11 protein-coding genes are annotated in these 21,873 nt (G+C 39.0%); all 11 read left to right on the forward strand.

Going from position 1 to position 21,873, the window contains the following annotated elements; translation table 11 throughout:
- Positions 1 to 23 precede the first annotated feature (23 nt).
- The 11 genes from pulA to glgX all read left to right on the forward strand — a co-directional run bounded on the left by pulA (position 24) and on the right by glgX (position 21,854).
- On the forward strand, positions 24 to 5,909 hold the full coding sequence (gene pulA / locus HXT50_RS01115) for a type I pullulanase (protein ID WP_421777138.1): 5,886 nt from the start codon (positions 24 to 26) through the stop codon (positions 5,907 to 5,909).
- 179 nt (positions 5,910 to 6,088) lie between these two features.
- Positions 6,089 to 7,771 (forward strand): VWA domain-containing protein, encoded by a 1,683-nt coding sequence (locus tag HXT50_RS01120; RefSeq protein ID WP_421776917.1) that lies wholly within the window; start codon positions 6,089 to 6,091, stop codon positions 7,769 to 7,771.
- Between the two features lie 52 nt (positions 7,772 to 7,823).
- Positions 7,824 to 9,251 (forward strand): glycoside hydrolase family 3 protein, encoded by a 1,428-nt coding sequence (locus HXT50_RS01125; RefSeq protein ID WP_004119300.1) that lies wholly within the window; start codon positions 7,824 to 7,826, stop codon positions 9,249 to 9,251.
- Positions 9,252 to 9,805: 554 nt separating this feature from the next.
- On the forward strand, positions 9,806 to 10,432 hold the full coding sequence (locus HXT50_RS01130) for a hypothetical protein (protein ID WP_004107001.1): 627 nt from the start codon (positions 9,806 to 9,808) through the stop codon (positions 10,430 to 10,432).
- A 223-nt stretch (positions 10,433 to 10,655) separates the two neighbouring features.
- Positions 10,656 to 12,620, forward strand: coding sequence for an ABC transporter ATP-binding protein (locus tag HXT50_RS01135; protein WP_421776918.1), 1,965 nt, complete (start codon positions 10,656 to 10,658; stop codon positions 12,618 to 12,620).
- A 26-nt stretch (positions 12,621 to 12,646) separates the two neighbouring features.
- Positions 12,647 to 13,420, forward strand: a complete 774-nt coding sequence (locus HXT50_RS01140) for an energy-coupling factor transporter transmembrane component T family protein (protein ID WP_004106997.1) — start codon at positions 12,647 to 12,649, stop codon at positions 13,418 to 13,420.
- Between the two features lie 54 nt (positions 13,421 to 13,474).
- A complete protein-coding gene (gene menA / locus HXT50_RS01145) occupies positions 13,475 to 14,560 on the forward strand; it encodes a 1,4-dihydroxy-2-naphthoate octaprenyltransferase (RefSeq protein ID WP_004119308.1) in 1,086 nt (361 codons plus the stop codon).
- Positions 14,561 to 14,792: 232 nt separating this feature from the next.
- Positions 14,793 to 15,581, forward strand: a complete 789-nt coding sequence (locus tag HXT50_RS01150) for an ANTAR domain-containing response regulator (protein WP_004119309.1) — start codon at positions 14,793 to 14,795, stop codon at positions 15,579 to 15,581.
- Between the two features lie 78 nt (positions 15,582 to 15,659).
- Complete coding sequence (polA, locus tag HXT50_RS01155) at positions 15,660 to 18,737, forward strand: DNA polymerase I (protein WP_116442681.1); 3,078 nt, start codon at positions 15,660 to 15,662, stop codon at positions 18,735 to 18,737.
- Between the two features lie 21 nt (positions 18,738 to 18,758).
- Positions 18,759 to 19,643: a Nif3-like dinuclear metal center hexameric protein gene (locus HXT50_RS01160; RefSeq protein WP_004106979.1), complete on the forward strand. Its 885-nt coding sequence runs from the start codon at positions 18,759 to 18,761 to the stop codon at positions 19,641 to 19,643.
- 81 nt (positions 19,644 to 19,724) lie between these two features.
- Positions 19,725 to 21,854 (forward strand): glycogen debranching protein GlgX, encoded by a 2,130-nt coding sequence (gene glgX, locus HXT50_RS01165; protein ID WP_032835386.1) that lies wholly within the window; start codon positions 19,725 to 19,727, stop codon positions 21,852 to 21,854.
- Positions 21,855 to 21,873: the final 19 nt, after the last annotated feature.

Here is a 21,873-nt window from a genome sequence, read left to right on the forward strand (position 1 = left end):
ATCGTCGACACTTTGCATCGAAGATGGTTGCTGTTGCTACGTCTGTTGCAATGCTTGTAACTGGTTTTGCTGTTACGGGTAGTGCAAACGCTGTGACTAGCGGGGAGTCTAGCAATAGCAAAGAAACTTCTTCGAATGTAACTCTTAAAGGTAAAGGTGTTATTGTTACTGCTTTTCAGCAAAATTGGAAGAGTATTGCTCAAGAGTGCACTAAAACTTATGGTCCTGAAGGTGTGAAGTATGTGCAGGTGTCTCCACCGCAGGATCATATTAAAGGTAAAGCCTGGTGGACTTCTTACCAGCCTGTTAGCTATAAATTAAATTCTAAACTTGGCACTGAAGCTGAGTTTAAGCAGATGATTCAAACTTGCAAAGCGGCAAATGTTGGAATCATTGCTGATGCTGTTATTAATCACATGGCTGGCGCTGATAATAAAGATAAAGTCGGTGTTGGTGGAAGTAAGTATGATGTGTCTACTCAGACTTTTGAAGATGCTGGATACACTAAAGACGATTTCCATCAAAGTGCTGAAAATATTAAAGATTATACGAATGCTGAAGAAGTTTGGACTCACAGGCTTGTAGGCTTACTTGATTTGAATACTGGTAGTCAGCATGTTCAGCAAGTTTTAGGTAAGTATTTTGCAGATTTGTTGAAGCTTGGCGTTGCTGGTTTCCGTGTGGATGCAGTTAAGCATATTTCGCCAGAAGATATGAGGGGCATTAAAGCTTCTGCTATAAAGCAATACAACGAAAGTGTTGAAGATAGCAAAAAGATTAATGACATCTGGTGGATGCAAGAGACTATTGGCAACTCTTCAGAAGCTGCACAAATTCAGCCGTCTGCACATTTGAATGAAGGCGAAGTTAACGAGTTTGGCTACTCTTACCAGCTTAAGCAAAACTTCAAAGGCTCGCTGATTAAGGCAAGCAAGCCTCTGAACAAAATTCAAGACGGAATGGTTAAGAGCGATAAAGCTGCTATTTTTGTTACGAATTGGGATACAGAGCGCGGTAACAGCGTGCTTACGTATAAGGATGGTCGTCGTTACGCTTTAGCAAACGCGTTCATGCTCGCGTGGCCATACGGCACTCCAAACGTGTATTCCGGATACAAGTTCGATAAGAATGATGATGGCGCTCCTGGTGCAACTGATATTTCTGTTTCGGATGTGACTTGTGGTAAGGATTCCAATTGGCAGTGCACTCAGCGTTGGACTTCTATTCGTGGAATGATTGGATTCTACAATGCTGTGCAAGGTGCGAAAGTTACGAATTGGCAGGATGATGGAGACAATAACGTTGCTTTTAGCCGTGAAAAGAAGGGCTTCTTAGCAATAAACAATTCGCTTGACGAAAAAGAAGTTTCTTATAAAACTGATTTGCCTGATGGTGAGTATTGCAATGTGTACGCTGCAGGTGACTGCTCTAAGACTGTTAAAGTTGCAAAAGGTGAAGTTAAAACCAAGATTGGCGCTCGCGAAGCAGTAGTTTTACATGTTAATGCAACAAAAGCTACACATCCGGCTGGCACTGCTACAGACCCATCTGATCCTAAATATGGTGAAGAAAAGCCTGATGCAGGCATGCCAGAAGATCCTACAACAACTATTTACTTTAAGCCAGACGAAAAGTTTAACGGTAAAAAAGTATATGTTCATTACGGCATAGGCTCAAGCTGGACTCAGGCTCCTGGCGATGAGATGAAGAAGGCTTGCGACGGTTGGTATAAGAAGACAATTAGAACCAATGGTAAAGCTTATGAAGCAGTGTTTAATAATGGTGAAAACTACTGGTATCACGAAGGATATAATAATAACTTTAAGATTCCAGCTCACACTGATTCGTATTTAGCTCAAGATCACAAGGGTAGCGTTGGAGTAAATCCTTGCCCAGTAGCGTATAATCCAAAGACCACTGTTCGCATCCACTATGCACAAAAAGCGGGTGATACTCGCGATATTGGCATTTGGTTGTGGGGCAAAGACAAGGATGGTAAAGATTTACCTGGAGCTTGGCATAAGTTTAATGGCACTGATAAATTCGGCAAAGTTTTTGAAACTAAAGTTGATGGTGCTTTTGAAAACAAGTCACTTTCCTTTATTACTACTACAAAAGGTTGGAGTAAAGACGGTGGCGATCGTGCTATTGAAAACTGTGCAAGTGGTCTTGCTGAAGCTTGGGTAACAGGCGGATCGGATACTACACAGTTCACTGCTCCAGACAACCTTAAGAGTAAGCCAAAAGAATTAAAGGTAACAGTTCATTATCGCAGGAATGCTGGCGATTATGAAGGCTGGAACATGTGGACTTGGAACGACGGAACTAATGGATCTGCTCGTTACTTCACTTCGCATGACGATTACGGCAAAGTTGCAACCTTTACTGCTAAGAATGATGGTGGTATTGACAGTGTTGGTTTCAAAGTTAGAAAATCTACGCCAATTGACGCTTGGAATCAGCAAGATCCTAGCGATCGCAGTATTCCAAACAATGCTATTAAGATAGATCCAAGTGATCCAAACAAGGGTAGTGCTGAAGTCTGGTTAATGCAAGATGACATGACAGTGTATTTAAACGCTACTATGCCACAACTTACAGCTCACGTGATGTCTGCTGATATTGCTGGTTTAAAGAAGTTAGCTGTAAAAGTATCTGGAGATGTGTCTTCTGTAAAAGACTCTGACGTAACACTTTTGGATACTAGTGAAAATCCTAGCAAGAAAGTTGAAATTGCTTCTGCTAAAGCTAATGGTTCAGAGATTACTATCGAAACCAAGAATGACCTTAATATTAAGCATAAGTATGAGTTGAGTATTAAGGGATTAGCTACAGGTATTAAGCTTTCTGCTTCCTCGAAAACTGGTGCTAGCGTAATTCGTACCGATGAATTCGATAAGAAATACGCTTATACTGGCGATGATTTAGGTGCTGTGTATTCTGCTTCTTCAACTACTTTCAAGCTTTGGGCTCCAACAGCAACTGAAGTAAAGTTGATTACTTATAAGTCAACTGCTGAAAAAGCTGAAAAAGATAAAGAAACAGTTATGAAAGCAGAAAATCATGGCGTATGGTCTGTAAAGCTTGATGGCGACAAAGCTAATACGGCTTACGCATATGAAGTTCATTTTGCTGATGGCACAGTGGATGTTTCTGCTGATCCTTATGCTAAAGCTGCAGTAGTAAATGGTGAGCGTTCTGTTGTATTAGCAGATAAAGACGCTGGTAACGCTGGAAAGCGTATGCCAAAGTTTACGAATCCAAGTGACGCAACAATTGCAGAAATGGATGTTCGTGACTTCTCAATCAATCCAAACTCTGGTATTAGCGATTCTCATCGTGGTAAGTATCTTGGAGTAATAGAAGAAGGTACTAAGACCACAGATAAGCATAATATTTCTGGCTTTGATTATTTGAAGTCGCTTGGTGTCACTCACGTACAAATCATGCCAATGTATGATTTTGGTTCTGTGAATGAAGCAGGTAACTTGGGTTACGGTCAGCCAGGAGCTCAAAACTGGGGTTATGATCCGCAAAATTACAATGTTCCTGAGGGGTCTTACTCTACGAATCCTGCTAATCCAACAACGCGAGTTAAGGAAGCTAAACAAATGATTGCTGGCCTTCATAAGGCTGGTTTGCGTGTGATTATGGATGTTGTTTACAACCATGTTCATGATGTGCAAAAGCATTCGTTTAACAAGACAGTTCCTGGATATTACTTCCGTTATAAGGATGGCGCTCTGAATGGTAATTCTGGATGCGGTAACGATACTGCTTCTGAGCGTCAAATGATGCGCAAGTATATTTTGGATTCTGTGAAGTATTGGGCTACGCATTACAACCTTGACGGCTTCCGATTTGATTTGATGGGCTTAATTGACCTGAAGACTATGCAGGAAGTGCGTGCTGAGCTTAATAAGATTGATCCTTCAATTATTGTGCTCGGCGAAGGCTGGGATATGAATAAACTGCTTCCTAAGAGCGAGTCTACTATTCAGCCAAATGCTTATAAGATTCCAGGTGTAGCGTTCTTTAACGATTCCTTCCGTGATTCTACGAAGGGTTCTGTGTTTGGTGATGCGTCTACTGGTTTTGTCAATGGCAATACTAGTAAAGACACCAAGGCTTTGCTTGAGCATAATTTGCTCGGTTGCCAATTTGGTACAGGCAGTAAGACTGCAGATGGTAAGAGTACTATCAAGTGTTGGAATGGTAATGCTGAAACGCACTTTGCTGATGCAGGTCAAATTGTTCAATATGTTGAAGCTCACGATAACTTGTCGTTGTACGATAAGCTAAAGGTTTCTGCTACTCATGACACTGAAGACGTACGATTGAAGCGAGTAAAGCTTGCAAATTCAATGATTTTGCTTTCTCGTGGCATGCCATTCATTCAACTTGGTCAGGAGTTCTTGCGAACTAAGAACGGTAACGCTAATAGCTACAATTCTGGAGATAAAGACAATGCTCTTGATTGGAATCGTGCAACAGAAAAGTCTGATTCCGTGAACTATTTCAAGGGATTGTTGAAGTTACGCAAGAGCATTAAATCTCTTCGTGATTTTGATTATGCAACAATTAACAAGAACATGAAGATGATTGATGGCACTCCTGATGGTGTAATTGCTTACACGCTTAAAGATGCAGATAAGCAATACGTTGTAGTGTTCAATGCTAATAATGCTGAAACTCAAGTAAAGATTCCAGCAGGAAAGTATTCTGCTCTTGTTGCTAATGGCAAAGTTAATGACGCTGCTCAAGCTCAAGAGGCTAATGTTTCTGCCGACGGAACATATAAGGTTGCTGCTCTTTCGACTGCTGTATTGCTTAATGCAGAAAAGACTCCAACTCCTAAGCCTGGTCCTGGTCCTGTTAATCCTCAGCCTGGTCCTGTAGTGCCAACACCTCAGCCACCAGCTCCTGGACCTCAGCCGCAGCCTGGTCCGCAACCAGCGCCAGTTCCAACTCCAACTCCTGGTCCTGTGAATCCTGCTCCGGCGCCAACGCCTCGGCCTGCACCAACACCGTCTCCGGCGCCGACTCCTCAGCATCAGCCATCTGAGCATGAAACTCCAGCGAAGCCGGATCAGACTAAGCCAGGTCAGACTAAGCCAGGTCAGACTAAGCCAGGTCAGACTAATCCGGATCAGTCTAAGACTGAAACTCCAGCTGAGCATTCTGCACCAGCAAAGTCTGAACAGTCTGCGCCAGCCCAGTCTGATCATCCTGCACCAGCAAAGTCTGAACAGACTGAGTCGGCTAAATCTGAGCATTCTGCACCTGCTAAGTCTGAACAGTCCGCGCGTGCTAAGTCTGAACAGTCCGCGCGTGCTAAGTCTGAACAGTCTGCACCGGCAAAGTCTGAGCATTCTGCGCCAACTAAACCAGCAGAATCCACTCCTGTACCTGTTGCTCCGAAAACTGTTCAGCAGCTTAATCCAGAATTAAAGGGAACTCTTAGCGTTGGTAACAATAACGTTGCAACTGCAGGTGTTGTTAACAGTGTAAGAATTAATCTTGTAAACAGCGAGTTCATCGAGCGTTTGCAGCGCGATGGAGTAGTTTATGCATACGCGTACATTTACTCGTCTCCTCGTTTGCTTAAGGGTGCTGATGGTTCAAAGTTTGTGACTGTTCGCATGGTTAATGGCAAGCCTCAGTTTGATGCTCAATTCCCAGCTGGATACACCGGAAAGCATACGGTTGTTTTGGTTGACGAGAAAGGTAATCAAGTTGCTTGGACAGATATCACAGTAACAAACAATGCAGTTTCGCAACAGCTTCATAGTTTAAGTGCGACAGGCAGTAATATATTCGTAGTTACTGCTGTATGCTCAATACTTATTGCTGCTGCGAGCGTATTGCTACTTCGTATTAAGAGTCACAAGCGCTATAGGAATTCGTGAGGTTTTATTAGTAAATAAATGAACTAATAAGTTCGCTCATTATAAAAGCCGAGGATAATTGCATTTGTTGCGATATCCTCGGCTTTGTGTTTGAAGCAGGGTATAGAATTAATAGATAGTTTGGTTTTTTATAACTGTATGTGAATGTTTTACTAATAAGGAAGAGAAAGAAGAAAATCATGTACTGCGTTAATTGCGGAGCTATTTTAAAAGATAATACGAGGTTCTGCACGCAGTGTGGTGCAGAAATTACTTCTTCAGCAAATAATACTCAGTCTCAGCAAGCAGAGCAGCCTCATCCTGAAGCGCAAACGCAAGTATTTTATACCAGCAACATTCCTAATCAGTATTATCGCCCTGAAGCAAATACACAATACCCGTATCAACAACAATACGGGTATGCGCAAGTTGCTGCTGAAAATGATGCGAAGCGAAGGAATATTATTATAGCTATTATTGTTATGATTGCTGTTATTCTTTCAAGTATTTTCGGGTATTGCATTTGGGATTATATGAGACCAAAACAAATTCCTTACGAAACTTTGCGAAAAGAAATTATGAAATCCAATAAATACGCGGATTATAAGTTGAAAATTGTTGACTCTGACGTATCTAAATATCCTCATGTAAAACTGTACTTTTCGCTTACTGATAGTAGTGGAAAAGCTTTGGAAATTGATTCTCCTACTGCTGCAATTCGTGAGAAGATTGGTGGTGGCAGAGAAGCTGAAAGACTTATCCATAAAGTTGAGCGCATTAAAGATAAACAAGGTGTTAATTACGAAATTCTGCTTGATAAATCTGGATCTATGGAAGATTCTATAGATACGATGAAACGTACTATGAGTGATTTTGTGCGCAATCTTAATTATAAGGTTGGCGATACAGGAGAGCTTATATCTTTCGATAGTTACTTAATGTATATGGCAACGTATACTAACGATAAAGATCGATTGCTTACAGGCATTGATAATATGACTCCTTACGGCATGACAGCTTTGTATGACGCACTTTATACCGGAATTACTAATGCTTCTAATCATCCTGGCTTTAATTGCGTAATTGCGTTTACTGATGGTCAAAATAATGAGAGTACTCATACTGCTGATGAGGTTATTTCTTTAGCTAAAGAAAAAGGTATTCCTGTATATTTGATTGGTACTAGTGAAGCTGATTCAAGTACTCTGCAAAATATTGCGAATGAAACGAATGGTTACTTCTGGGATATGAATTCAATTTCAGATATGCAAGAGGTAATGAATAGAATTCGAGTCAATCAAGATAATGTTTATTGTTTAGAATATGATTCTGATTCTTCTTCGAATGCGTATGCTGATCGAGTGGTTTCTGCATTGGTTGCAGATTCCAAGAATCATCAGTCTGGTGGTATTGGTGATGATTTGTCGTTTAAGCCAATTAAGAAGAAGAATTATAAGAAGGGTGCAACTCGCTTCGTGCTACATAAGGGCGATGTGAAGTGGACTGAAGCTAATAGTGCATGCATGCAAGATGGTGGTTACTTAGTAACTCTTACCAGTAAGAGTAAAGAGAAAAAGGTAATCAATATGGCGAAAAAGGAAGGCGTTAAGTATGTGTGGATTGGCGGTTATACTTCGCAACGTGAGAATGGTGACGTATTTGCGCACTGGGTTACTGGTGAAAAAGTAAAGTATGAAAACTGGTTGCCAGGAGAACCAAGTCGAAACGATAAAGATGGAGAGCCTGAGTTCTATCTTATGCTTTGGCGTTTAAATGATGAGTGGTCTTGGAATGATCAGCGCGATGATTTATTTACGACTCCTACATTGCGTAAAACCTTTAGCGGTAAAACTGGCTATGTTTGTGAGATAAATAGGCATTAGTATTACGCTACTACTTTTTGGTTCATTTTTAGCGAATTAGAGGAAACTCGTTATGCGAAAGCAAAGGACACGTAAACTACAAAGCAGTCCGCATTATGTAGATGGTCGCACTATGCAATATCGTAGTGCTCAGCATCATAATCAAATTGCAAGTGTTGTTCCAAGAAAGCGTTTTGCTGCTATTTTAGTGGCTATTATAGCTATTGTTTTACTTACAATATCTATGTTTGCTGCAGTATCTGTTATGCGCTCGCATTTTTTTAATGTTTCTTCTAAAACTTATGTTAGTAAGAAAACAGTTAACCCTGCGGATGTGGCTAAAAAACTTGAAGCACTAAAGCAAGCACGTAAAAGGCAAGCAAGACGGGGGATTGACCCTAATAGCAGTGTTGTTAAAAATGTGCTATCAAAGATGTCTCTTGAAGATAAAGTTGCTCAAATGTTCATAGTTAAGCCTGAAGAATTAGCTGGAACATACGGGACTGTGGTATCTTCTGGCTCGCAAATGCAGCAGTCGTTTAATTCCATACCTGTTGGCGGAATAATGTATAGCAGGGAGAATATTCAGAATCCTAATCAAACTCAGCAAATGATTTCTGGGTTGCAATCAATAAGCGAATCTAGAGTGTCACTGCCTGCTTTAGTAGCTGTTGATGAAGAAGGTGGCACTGTTGCGCGAGTTAGCTCAAATCCTCAAATGGGTGTTAATTCCTCGCCTAATATGAGGGATATTGGAGCGACTAAGAAAACTCGCAAAGCTTATAAAACTGGTGCTTACATTGGTAATTATCTTTCGAATTTAGGTTTTAATGTTGATTTTGCTCCAGTTGCTGATGTGATTACTAATCCGGATAATAACCTGATGATCAAGCGTTCATTCGGCTCTAATGCTTCGCTAGTTGCAAATATGACAGATGCGTTTACTGACGGTTTGCAAGAGCATCACGTTTTTGCCACGTATAAGCATTTTCCTGGTCATGGCTCAACTTTTGAGGATTCTCACAAAGGCGTTACTGTTTCGAACCAAACTCCACTTGCGTTAAGAAAAATAGATTTAGTACCATTCAAAGATGCTGTAGACACTGGTGTTAAGTTTATTATGGTCAGTCACGTGTCGTATCCGAAGATTACAGGTGATGATATTCCTGCTAGCATGTCTGAGAAAATTGTTACTGGTTTAGCTCGTAAAAAGCTTGGTTATAAAGGTATTCTTATTTCTGACTCTTTAGGAATGGGCGCAATATCGTTGCGCTATTCTCCTGGAGTTGCTGCAATTACAGGAATTAAAGCAGGCATCGATATATTACTTTCTCCTGCAAATTTGCGTCAAGCGTATTATTCTGTTGTTAATGCAGTTCGTCAAGGTGATATACCTGAGTCTCGAATTGATGAGTCTGTAAAGCGAATTATTGCAGTAAAATTGCAAATTGCTCAGCAATTAAAGAGTCAAAATGTAAAAAATTCTAAAATAACTAAATGAATCAGCGTGTTGCATTTATTTAAGTAAATTTTTTCTTTTACATTATTTCGGGAGTTTCTTTATTTAAAACGAGATTTTCTTTGCAAAATAAGGATTTACGAATAATAAATTTATAAATATTTTTGTAATAATTATTTCATTAGGAGAATATTTTTGAAAAAATGTTTGCATTTGTACTTTTATGGTGTTAGCATCATTTCCAACACAAACAAATATCGAATACTTCGGTTGGGGTTTGTGCGTGAACCACAGTTAGTATTAATGAGTTAAGGAGGCAGACATCATGCTTAACATGAACATGAATGCTGAATCTTTCGATACTCTTAATGCTGCACGTATGTGGTGGTGGCAGTCTTCTCTTTGGCGTGAGTTTACTCTGAAGTTTTAGAAGCTGCGTATAAAAGCTTGTAAAAGACCTCCGGGTAAGCCCCGGGGGTCTTTTTGTATACAAGCCTTAAATTTCAAAAATAACCAAATCACAAATCACAAATCACAACAAAATATTCGATAGCTTTGTATTCAAATAATATGAAGCTTAAACAAGGAGAGAAATCATGGCTAATGAAACTAATGAAAAAGTTATGGAAGCTACTAGCGGCGTCGCAAATGCAACTGCTGATGTTGCGTCGGTAATGATGAAAAATGCGAAAGTTAAGAATCATGCACTAAATATTACTTCGTTAGTGCTGGTTGCAGTTCTATTTGCAGCAGGATGCATTCTTGATTTTACTGTTGCCAAGCCTCTTTCTATTGGAAATATCCAGCCTGAGTTTGTTATTGCTTCATTCTGCTTGGCGATTTTGTTGGTTCGTCCAAAGATTTATCAAGGAGCTATTATTGGAGCTCTTGCTGCAACATTAATCCAACTTAATACTTCGATTCCATTCCTTGAATATGCGTGTGACATTCCTGCTGCAATTATTATGACAGCTATTTTAATTGGATATGTCCATCTCTTCCCAAAGGATGCTGCTCGTAAAGTAAGTGTTTTCCCATTTATTGCAACTTTTGTTACAACAGTAATTTCTGGTTGCATTTTCGCTTCTATTGCTGCTTACTTTATTCTTCATTCTCCAAACATGGTAATCGTAATGATGCCAATTATTTTTGGTACTGCTGCATTTAATGCGATTATTGTTGAAATTCTTTATACTCCATTGCGACTTGTATTGCACAAATAATAAATAATGTAACTAAGAAATTCTTATGATTGCATGTTTAATTGCACGTTATACATCATTATTAACGAATGTGTTTAATGCGTATAAATGTATAAAGTCATAGAAGTATAAATATAAAGGTATAAAAGCAAGTTGGCATCAGTCTAATATGATTGATGTCAACTTGTGTTTTTGTGTTATTAATTTTTTAGCGTTTGCTCGGTGTGTTAGAGTTAGGAATGTTATGTCTCAGCAAGAAAAATATGTTGCAGATAATCATTTAGTTGATTCTGCCGAACCGTGTAAAGAGCCTATGAAAAAAAGTGATGAATCAGTAAAAGAAGTGCCATTGCTTGAATTAAGCAATGTATCTTTTCGTTACGATACTCATAGTGATGAAAGTGTTGCAAATAAAGATAAAAAAGACAATGAAGATAATTGCAACTATGCTCTTCATAAAGTAAACCTTAGTATTCATCAAGGTGAATTCGTTGGAATTATTGGACCTTCTGGGTCTGGTAAAACAACTCTTGCTTCACTTTTTTCTGGAGCAATTCCTCACCATTATTCGGGAAAGTTTTTCGGAACTGTCAGAATTGCTGGTCATGACACTACTACTCTTGAGCTCACTAATATTGCTTGTTTAATTGGCTCTGTTATTCAAGATATTGATGCGCAAATGGTTGCTGCAAACGTTGAAGATGAGTTGCTTTTTGGTTTAGAAAACTTCGGAGTTTCGCACGATGAAATTCCTGAGCGTATAGCAAATGCACTAGAAACTGTTGGTATTAGCAATTTGCGGAATCGTGATTTAGACACGCTATCTGGAGGTCAAAAGCAGAAGGTCGCAATAGCTGCTATTTTGGCTTTAAGGCCTAAAGTGATGGTTTTAGATGAGCCTACTTGTGCGCTGGATCCAGTTTCTTCACGTATGATTTTCGACGTTTTAAGTGATTTGAATAAAAACTTTGGTATTACTATTGTAGTGATTGAGCAAAAAGTAGCTTTATTAAGTGAATATTGCAAGCGTCTTATAGTGCTTTCTAAAGGTGAGCTTGTTCTCGATGCTCCTGTTTGCGAAGCTCTTAAAGATATAGAGTTACTTCGTAAAGTAGGTATTAATTATCCACGTACTACGCGATTGCTTAAACAATTACAAGATGAACAAATTTGCGATCCAGCACCTCTTAGTGTTGGCGTTGAAGAAACTGTAAATACTATTGTTAAAACTTTGCATTCTGATTATTCTAAACTTTCTAATAGCGATTACGCGCATGATGCAGAAGCTGATTTAGAACTTAATAAAGAAGATTCTAAAAGAGCTAACAATGCAGTTAATAATACTGATAAGCCATGCCTTTCAATAGATCATGTGAGTTTTGCTTATGCAAATGATGTCAAGGCTCTAAAAGATATTTCATTTGATGCTTATGCTGGTGAATTGATTGCACTAATTGGTAAAAACGGTGCCGGAAAAACTACTATTACAAAAATTATTAACGGTTTACTAAGACCTACTGAAGGTAGTGTAACAATTGATGGTATCGACACCAAGCCATTGCGAATTAGTCAAATAGCAAAATATGTTGCGACATTATTCCAAAATCCTGATCATCAATTATGTAAAGAGACTGTTCTTGAAGAAGTAGAGTTGAGCTGTATTTTAATTGGTGAAGATTCTAGTCAGGCGAAAACGCATGCAATGGAAATTATTGAGAAACTTGACTTAAATCCTACTGACAGCCCATTCATGCTTTCTAGAGGGCAGAGACAAATGGTGGCATTGGCTGCAACTGTCGTAACGCGTCCTAAAATACTTGTTCTCGATGAACCAACTTGTGGGCTTGATTACTATGAATGCGTGAGAATTATGCAAGTGGTTGAGGAGTTGCGAGCTCACGGTTGTTGCGTGATTATGGTTTGTCATGATATGGAAGTTGTGCTTGATTATGCAACTAGACTTATAACGATTAATGATGGAAAGCTTATTATTGATGGTTCAGCGCATGATGTTTTTGAAAAACCAGACGTCTGTTCAGCTGCTTCTTTATATCCACCATTATTGTGTGCTGTTTGCCAAGGTTTGGTTTCTAACGGTTTTAAGCAATGCTATGGATTGTATACGCGAAAAGAATTAGTTGAAGCGTTGCGTTTTGGTAAAATCGCAAAACTTAGTCAGAATAAGCAGCATAATCAGCAGAATAGTTAGAAGTAAAATAAAGGCATCTGATATTTATGAAAACGAGACTATTAACATATCAATCAGGCAACACATTCCTTCACCGCACAAACCCTATTGCGAAGCTAATTCTTGCTGCGAGTATTGTAATAAGCGTATTTATTGCTAAACAGTATTCTGTACTTATTGCGCTAGCTGTTATTATTTTTGTTGGCATGGCTTTTACTCATGTTGTTAAAACATTATTTGGCCTTATTAAAGCTATGCTAATAATTTCTTGCGTAATGTTTTTGCTACAAACTGTTATTGCTCAAAGTGGGAACTATATTTTTCTATGGTTTACGTTAAGAGGTATTGATATTGGAGCGAAAGCTTCTTTGCGTTTGTTCTGTTTTGCTTTTCCTCTTGTTACAGTGCTAACAGTAACTAAATTAAACGATCTTGCAAATGCTGTAGTCCAATATTTGCATATTCCATATTGTTATGCTTTTACTATAACTACTGCGGTTCGTTTTGTGCCTATTTTTGCGCAAGAAATGTCTCAAATCACAGAAGCTCAAATGGCTCGCGGAGTTGAATACGATAGTAAAAATCCATTTAAAAAATTAAAACTTATGATGCCTCTTATTGTGCCTCTTTTGGTTTCTTCAGTGCGTAAAGCAGATAGTTCTGCGCTAGCAGCGGAAGAGCGCGGCTTTTATTTGCGTACACGCAAGTCTTCGTATTACAAATACCCATTCGGATGGCGTGGATTCTTGTCTTTAGTTATTTCTGCACTTATTATTGCTTTACCAATATGCACTTCAATCTTTTTGCCAAATTTAGTGTAAAATATTTGTGTAAATCATAAATAAATAAATCATAAATAATTTATGAGGCTTTTGATGAAAAGTGTAAAAATTTGGCTTAAGGGTGCAAGAATTTACACGCTTCCAATAGGCTTAGTTCCTGTTGTTATGGCGTTTGCGGTTTCATTTAGAATGATGCGATTTTCGTATTTTGAAGAACCAATTATGCATCTAGAGCAATGTTTTATACAATTTTTCTTGTGCTGCATGGTTGCTGCGTTTATGCAAATCGCCGTCAATTATGCCAATGATTATTGTGACGGATTGAATGGCTTGGATGAGAATCGTAGTTTGCGTGCTTTAAGTAGCAATAATTCAAAGCCTTTATGCGATGTATCTTGGCGCCTTGCAAATGCTGGAATTTCCCCGAAATCTGTGCTTAAAGCTGTAATAATTTCTGCTTTTATTTCTTGTATTTTTGGTTTGATTATTGTTTTGCGAACTGGAATATATTGGTTTATTTTACTTGGAATTGCGTGCTTTGCTGCAGCCTGGTTTTATGCCGGGGGTAAACATCCTTACGGTTATAAAGGTTGGGGAGAAGTAAGTGCGTTTGTATTTTTCGGTCCTGTTCCTTTTATTGGTTCGTTATGCGCAATTACATATGGAATTGGTATTCCAGAAACTAGTATATTTATTAATGGCGGGCAAAGGATTTTGGCTTGTTTGCTAATATCTTGCATTCCTGGTGCTTATTCGGCTTGCTTAATGATGGTAAACAATCTTCGAGATATTAAAAGCGATAAAGAGCATGGAAAAATAACTGCTATGGTTAGAATTGGTGAGCGCAATGGTAGGCGTTTATGCGCTGCTATGAGCATTGTTTCTGCTGTTCTATTGATCGCATATTCTATTTTGATTATTGTGTTACCTTCTGCAGTGCCATCAATATGGCGCTTTTATAGTGTTGAAGTTTTCCTCAGTTTTAGTGCGATTGTATGCAATACTTCATGGCATTTATTTTTTGCTGCTTTTCAGTGGCTCTTATTGTTAGTCATTGCAATTAAAGCTTATAAGTTTACTAAATGTGTGCTTATAGGTGATTACAAGAACGCTTTTCCTATGTGCGTTGCTCAGGCAATACTTGGTGCGCTGGCTGTATTATTATCTGCGATTATATAAAATAAGCAAAATAGTGCTAATTGTATGTGCTTGTTCGCGCGTCTTGCAATTCTTATGATATTATTAATTGACACGAACATGGTGCGCGTGCGGTATTTTAATGACTTGCAAATTGTGTTATGATGCGCAATTTTCACTAGTGTTTGTGAGTGTGCCGTTGCGTGAGCGCCATGTTAAAGATGCATGGCGATGTTGCCCTGTGAATGTGTGGCAATGAAGTGAGGTTTTGAATATGCCAGGTATGGATGAAAATGAAGGGACAGAGCCAGCGATGCCTGAGGTACTTACTGATGATGAGCTGCGCAAAGCTGCAGATGATGAAGCTGCTCAGCGAGAATCTAAAGAAAAGAAAAACAATCATATTCGTACTGTGGTAGTTGCAGAAGATGAATCAGTTAATCGTATGGATTTAGTGGCAATGCTTGAAGATAACGGATATCAAGTTGTAGGTCAGGCTGCTAACGGTCAAGAAGCTATTGAGTTGACGCGTGAAAATCATCCAGATGTTGTATGCATGGATGTTAAGATGCCTGTTATGGATGGCATTACCGCCGCTGCAACAATCTGTGATGAGAATATTGCTCCTGTAGTAATGCTCACTGCTTTTTCACAGTCAGATTTAGTAAAACAAGCAACTGGTGCTGGAGCGATGGCGTACGTTACTAAACCGTATGAAGAATCTAAACTTCTTCCTGCTTTGGAAGTTGCTATGGGTCGCTTTAGTGAAATCAACGATTTATTAGATAGTGTTGAACGTGCAGAAAACAAGTTACACGATGCTGAAGATCAGTTGAAGAAAACAGAAGAAAAGTTGAAGAAAGCTGAAGATACTTTAGAAGAACGTAAGCTTGTAGATCGTGCTAAAGGTCTTCTTATGGATAAGGCTGGATTCTCTGAACAGGGTGCTTTCCGCTGGATTCAAAAAACTTCTATGGATCAGCGTATCCCTAAGAAGCGTCTTGCAATGGCTATTATTGCAAAGTATAGCGATGATAAAGCAGAATCTTCATCTGAAAATTAGTAGGGTTATATTTATTCATTTTTATATAACTGCATAGTTATTTATTAGTAATTACGGAACGTGGGTGAGTAGTCAACAGTGAATACCGACATCGTTGAAGAACATTCTTCGGAACTTAAGAATGAGAAAGGAACGTTGTTGGTTGTCGATGGCCATTCTCTTGCGTTCCGTGCTTTTTTTGCAATATCTGCAGATAATTTTTCTACTCGCTCTGGGCAAGCAACAAATTCCATTTGGGGATTTATTACTATGCTTTCGCAGGTTGTAAAAAAAGAGAAGCCTGACCGCTTAGCTATTGCTTTTGACGTTAAAGGTGGAACTTTTAGAAATACTATGCTTCCTCAATATAAAGGTACTCGTGATGCTGCTCCGCAGGAGCTTCTTTCGCAGCTTCCTATTATTCAACAGATGCTTAAAGCTCTTGGTATCACTTATATTGAGAAACCAGGTTATGAAGGTGATGATGTTATCGGCACCCTTGCAACAATGGGAGCGAATGCCGGTTATAGAACTTTGGTACTTTCTGGCGATCGTGATGCATTCCAACTTATAGATGACAATATTACTGTTTTGTATCCAGGACAGCATTTTAAAGATTTAAAAGAAATGGATAAGGATGCTGTTTTTGAAAAATATCATGTTACGCCTAAGCAATATCCTGATCTAGCAGCGTTAAGAGGAGAAACTGCAGATAATATCCCAGGAGTTCCAGGTGTTGGAGATGGGTACGCTGCTAAATGGATTAATCAATTCGGCAGCCTAGAAAATATTATTGAACATTCGAATGAGATTAGCGGTAAAAAGGGAGAAGCTTTAAGAGAAAATATTGATCAAGTTCGTTTAAACCGTAAAGTTAATGCTTTAGTTTGCGATTTGGATTTAGGCGTAACTGTAGATGATTTGTGCTTTGGTGATGTTGATGCTGCAAAATTAGGAATCTTGCTGTCTCAACTTGAATTTGGCGAATTAAAAAAGAGAAAGATTCTCAAAACTTTTAGCAACGGTACGCAACAATCTATTGAAAATAATATGCGTATAATGTTTTCGTCTACGTATGAAGGTAATGCTAATAACGATGAGCTAGTTCAAGGTGATCAATCAAATATTGACGCAGAAAATTTTCAAGAAATGCTAGCAAGCATTGACTTGCATCATGTTAAAACTGTAGAAGACTTTATTAATTGGGAGAATTCCGTTTCTTCTTTACTTTATACAGAAATAAAGAAAGATTCAAAAAATACTGAAGATACTTTCGACCAACTAAGTTCCGAAGAAGAGAATTTTGAAGAATTAAGTTCCGAAAAAATTATAAATAATTCTCGTAAATGTGCCGAACCTATACTGAAAAATCAAGAAGTTGTAATATACGCTCATGAGTGCAAGAAGAATTCAAAACATCATTTTGAGTTGACTGCAGATTCTTTAATAATTCTTGTTGCTCATAAAGCTGTGTTATTGTACGCGTCTGATTTGCAATCGGCAGATCGAGCTTTGCTCGAGATGTTGCGAAAGTTCTTGCAAAAAAATTCTTCAATAACAGTATTGCATGATTATAAAAAGCATTTGGGATTGCTAAAATCGTTAGAATTATTCGATTCGAATAATTCATTTGGCACTCCACTTCTTGATACTCGATTGGCATCATATTTATTGGAGCCTGATTTTCGAGCTGAAACTTTAGAAAATATGGCTGAACATTATTTAGATATTCAGTCAGATGAAGATAATTTGGGTGAAAATGAAGCTAAGCAGGGTGAGCTCGATCTTCTTATTGACGATGAAACGCCAGCCAGTGAAGAAGAAAATAATGAAAAGCAAACTCAAGCGCGTGAAGCTAAATTCTTAAGAACTGCGCTTCTTATTCGTCTTTTGGCTCTTCATTTTGCTTCAACACTTGATGATAGAAAACAAACTGGTTTGATGACTGATTTGGAAATGCCTATTTCGCGAGTTTTGCGTGGCATGGAAGACGTCGGTGCTGCAGTTGATATGCAACGTTTAAGTGGTATGCTTAAGCAATTTTCTGCAGATGCTGAGTTCGCGCAAAATATGGCTTGGAAAGTTGCAGGTAGTTCTGTTAATTTACAAAGTCCTAAGCAGTTGCAGCAAATACTTTTTGAGCATTTTGGTCTTAAACCTACTCGTCGCACAAAGAATGGCTCGTACACGACTAATGCCGAAGCTTTGCAAGCTATGTACGTTAAACTCGATCCCGAAGAGCCTGCAAGTCAATTCTTGGGCGCCTTACTTAAACATCGCGAAACTAATAAATTGAAGCAGATTGTGCAAAGTTTAATTGATGCGGCTCATTATGATGATAGGCGCATCCATACAACTTTTGAGCAGACTATTGCGGCAACTGGTCGTTTAAGTTCTGCTGATCCTAATCTCCAGAATATTCCTAATAGGAATGCTGCTGGTCGTGAGATTCGTGCTGCTTTTATTCCAGGAGAAGAATTTGAATATTTAATGAGTTGTGATTATTCACAAGTTGAGCTTCGTATTATGGCTCATGCATCTCATGATAAAACTCTTATTGAAGCATTCCGTTCCGGCGCAGATTTTCATAAATATGTTGCGAGCTTAGTTTATAAGATTCCTGTTGAACAAGTAACGCCGGATCAACGTTCTCATGTAAAAGCTATGAGCTATGGATTAGCATATGGATTGAGTACTTATGGACTAGCCAAACAGCTTTCTATTAGTCCGGCTGAAGCTGAAATGTTGAAGAATAAGTATTTTGATACTTTTGGCAATGTTCATGACTATCTGGAATCTCTTGTGTCAAAGGCAAAAGAACTTGGATATACAGAAACTATGTTTGGTCGACGTAGGTACTTCCCGCAGCTTTCTTCCAATAATCGTGCATCTCGTGAAGCTGCTGAGCGCGGAGCTCTTAACGCTCCAATACAAGGTACTGCCGCAGATATTATGAAACTTGCTATGCTTCGTGTTGATTTGGGATTGCGTGAAGCAAAAGTTCGTAGCCGAGTAATATTGCAAATACATGATGAATTGATTTTAGAAATTTCACATGGTGAGCAAGAGCAGGTAGAAAATATTGTGCGTAAAGCTATGGAAAATGCTGTGCATTTAGATGTTCCTCTTAATGTTTCTACTGGAGTTGGTGTAGATTGGCAACTAGCAGCGCATTAACACTACTTAAAGGTAGAAGAAATGATTAGATTAAGCAAAGTAATTGAAGCTATAGAAACATTGTACCCATTAAGCTTTGCTGAAGAGTGGGATGAGCCTGGTCTTATTGTTGGAGACTTGAATTCCCAAATTCAGCGAATCGTATGTGTCAGTGATCCTACGATTAGCGCAGTTGATCGAGCGTTATCAATGGGTGCCAACCTATTAGTGACTCATCATCCGCTATTTTTCAAAGCTGTGCATGGAGTTTCAAACGAAACTGTTCGTGGCGAAATTGTACAGCGTTTAATTAGTAATAATTGTGCGCTATGGGTTGGCCACACTAATGCGGATGTCGCGTGGCGTGGAGTTGCTCATGCTGCGGCAGAGTATTTTGGTCTTCATAATTTGCGTCCAATTGTTGTTTCTAAACAGATCGATTCTGCTGGACGTAACATTGGCTTAGGCAGAATTGGTGTTTTGGATGTGCCAATATCATTGCGTGATTTTGCGCAAAATGTTTTTAACGTTCTTCCTCATACAAAAGTTGGTGTTCAAGTTGCTGGAAATCTTGATGCGAAAGTTAGTACAGTAGCTGTTTTGCCTGGTTCTGGGGAAAGCTTGTTAGATGAAGTTCGCAAGGAAAAAGTTGACGTATATGTTACAAGCGATTTGCGTCATCATCCTGCACTTGACGCAATTGAGCGAGCTAAATATGAATCGAAACTGCGTCTTTCTTCTGGTGAAGATTACATTCAACACACATATCCTATGATTATTAACACTTCTCATAGTGCTATTGAATCATTGTGGTTTACTTATGCGATTAATGATATTGCTGACTGCATAGAAGAAATGTATGGAGAGCGTCCAGAAGTTGCTTGGTTAGGTGAAGCTTGCGATCCATGGAATTACGTTATTAATTGAGGCTTTCATTTAAAATTCAAGCTTTTTTAAATAACGTCAACATGACGTGAAAACTACTCGAATATATGAGATACTTATATTATGCATATACGACCAGGTTCCATGTATCCGCTTGGCGCAAACTATGATGGCGCTGGCGTGAATTTTGCGCTGTTTTCCGAAGTTGCAAAGCGCGTTGAATTATGTTTATTTGATGAGCATGATAATGAAACACGTATTGATATGACTGAGCAGAACTCATACGTGTGGCATAACTATGTTTCAGGCATACAGCCTGGTCAGCGTTATGGTTATCGTGTTCACGGACCCTATGATCCTTCTCATGGTTTATGGTGCAATCCTCATAAGTTGTTGCTTGACCCATATGCCAAGGCGATTGAAGGAAATATAGACGGTGATGAGAGTCTTTTCTCGTATTGGTTTGATAATCCAGATGATATTTCAGCAATGAATACTTTGGATTCTGCGGATCATACGATGAAGGCTGCAGTTATTAACCCGTATTTTGATTGGGGTAATGATCAGCACCCTATGATTCCGTATCATGATTCTGTTATTTACGAAGCTCATGTTCGTGGAATGACTAATCTTGATAAACGTGTTCCTCCAGATATTAGAGGCACTTATGCTGGACTTGCACATCCAAGCGTTATTTCTTATTTAAGGAAGCTTGGTGTTACTGCAATAGAATTGATGCCTATCCATCAGTTTGTAAACGATTCTTTCTTGCAAAATAAAGGATTAAGTAACTACTGGGGATACAACACTATTGGTTTCTTCGCTCCTCAAAATTCTTATTCCAGCTCTGGTCAGCGCGGAGAGCAAGTTAACGAATTTAAGTCAATGGTTAAGGCGTATCATGCTGCAGGCATGGAAGTGATTCTAGACGTTGTCTACAATCACACTGCTGAGGGCAATGACCGTGGTCCTACTTTGAGTTTCCGTGGTATTGATAATCGTGCATATTATCGTCTTGTAGATAATGATCAGCGTCATTATTTTGACACTACTGGTACTGGTAATTCCTTACTTATGCGTTCTCCAAAAGCGTTGCGGTTAATCACAGATAGTTTGCGTTATTGGGTAACTGAAATGCATGTCGATGGCTTCCGTTTCGATTTAGCAGCAACTCTTGCTCGTCAGTTCCAAGAAGTAGATAAACTTTCTGCATTCTTTGACATTATTGAGCAGGATCCCATTATTTCAAGTGTGAAGCTTATTGCTGAACCTTGGGATATTGGTGTTGGTGGATATCAGGTTGGTGGATTCCCTCCAAGTTGGTCTGAGTGGAATGGAAGATATCGCGATTGTGTTCGCGACTTTTGGCGCTCACAACCATCTACATTACCTGAATTTGCTAGCAGGCTTATGGGTAGCTCAGATTTGTATGAGCAAAATGGACGAAAGCCTGTAGCTTCCGTGAACTTTATTACAGCTCACGATGGCTTCACTATGAACGATTTAGTTAGCTATAACGAAAAGCATAATGAAGCTAATAAAGAAGGCAATTGCGATGGTGCGAACGACAATCGTTCGTGGAATTGCGGTGTTGAAGGACCTACTAATATTCACGATGTTAACGAATTGCGTGAACGTCAAATACGTAATTTGTTCTCAACTCTTTTGATGAGCCAGGGCATTCCTATGATATGCGCTGGTGATGAAGTCATGCGCACGCAGAATGGTAATAACAATGCTTATTGCCAAGATAATGCTATTTCGTGGATAAGCTGGGATTATAACGAAACTCAGCGAGATATGTTCGATTTCGTTTCTAAGCTTATTCACCTGCGTTTGAAGCACCCTGTGTTGCATCGTCGTCGTTTCTTTACGGGTCGTTCTGCTGGAGATGATGTAAGCGATATTCCACAAGTTGAATGGCTTGACCATAACGGTACTGTTATGGATATGGAGGACTGGTCAAATACTCATGCTTTATCTGTGATGATTTATTTGAATGGTTCGGATATTCCAGAAACTGACTGGTATGGAACGAGAATGGTTGATAATGACTTTATTCTTATTTTTAATGCGCATTATGAACCTATTACTTTTACTTTGCCAGATAAACGTTATGGTGAGAAGTGGAAGTTGATTGTGGACACATATAATCCAAAGGGTCCGGAATTGTTATATGAAGCAGGATTTAATATTGTCGCACAATCTCGTAGTTTCTTGCTTCTTATGAGCGAGCATAAGCCAGAATGTTGAGTATTATGCTTTATTCGTA

It is taken from the genome of Gardnerella sp. KA00243, from assembly GCF_049244105.1.
GTDB lineage: Bacteria > Actinomycetota > Actinomycetes > Actinomycetales > Bifidobacteriaceae > Bifidobacterium > Bifidobacterium leopoldii.

Bases quoted from the DNA above. Each gene is read 5' to 3' on its own strand.
- HXT50_RS01135 (WP_421776918.1), top strand. From the start codon at position 10,656: ATGTCTCAGCAAGAAAAATATGTTGCAGATAATCATTTAGTTGATTCT.
- HXT50_RS01130 (WP_004107001.1), top strand. From the start codon at position 9,806: ATGGCTAATGAAACTAATGAAAAAGTTATGGAAGCTACTAGCGGCGTC.
- pulA (WP_421777138.1), top strand. From the start codon at position 24: ATGGTTGCTGTTGCTACGTCTGTTGCAATGCTTGTAACTGGTTTTGCT.
- menA (WP_004119308.1), top strand. From the start codon at position 13,475: ATGAAAAGTGTAAAAATTTGGCTTAAGGGTGCAAGAATTTACACGCTT.
- HXT50_RS01140 (WP_004106997.1), top strand. From the start codon at position 12,647: ATGAAAACGAGACTATTAACATATCAATCAGGCAACACATTCCTTCAC.
- HXT50_RS01125 (WP_004119300.1), top strand. From the start codon at position 7,824: ATGCGAAAGCAAAGGACACGTAAACTACAAAGCAGTCCGCATTATGTA.
- HXT50_RS01150 (WP_004119309.1), top strand. From the start codon at position 14,793: ATGCCAGGTATGGATGAAAATGAAGGGACAGAGCCAGCGATGCCTGAG.
- glgX (WP_032835386.1), top strand. From the start codon at position 19,725: ATGCATATACGACCAGGTTCCATGTATCCGCTTGGCGCAAACTATGAT.
- HXT50_RS01160 (WP_004106979.1), top strand. From the start codon at position 18,759: ATGATTAGATTAAGCAAAGTAATTGAAGCTATAGAAACATTGTACCCA.
- HXT50_RS01120 (WP_421776917.1), top strand. From the start codon at position 6,089: ATGTACTGCGTTAATTGCGGAGCTATTTTAAAAGATAATACGAGGTTC.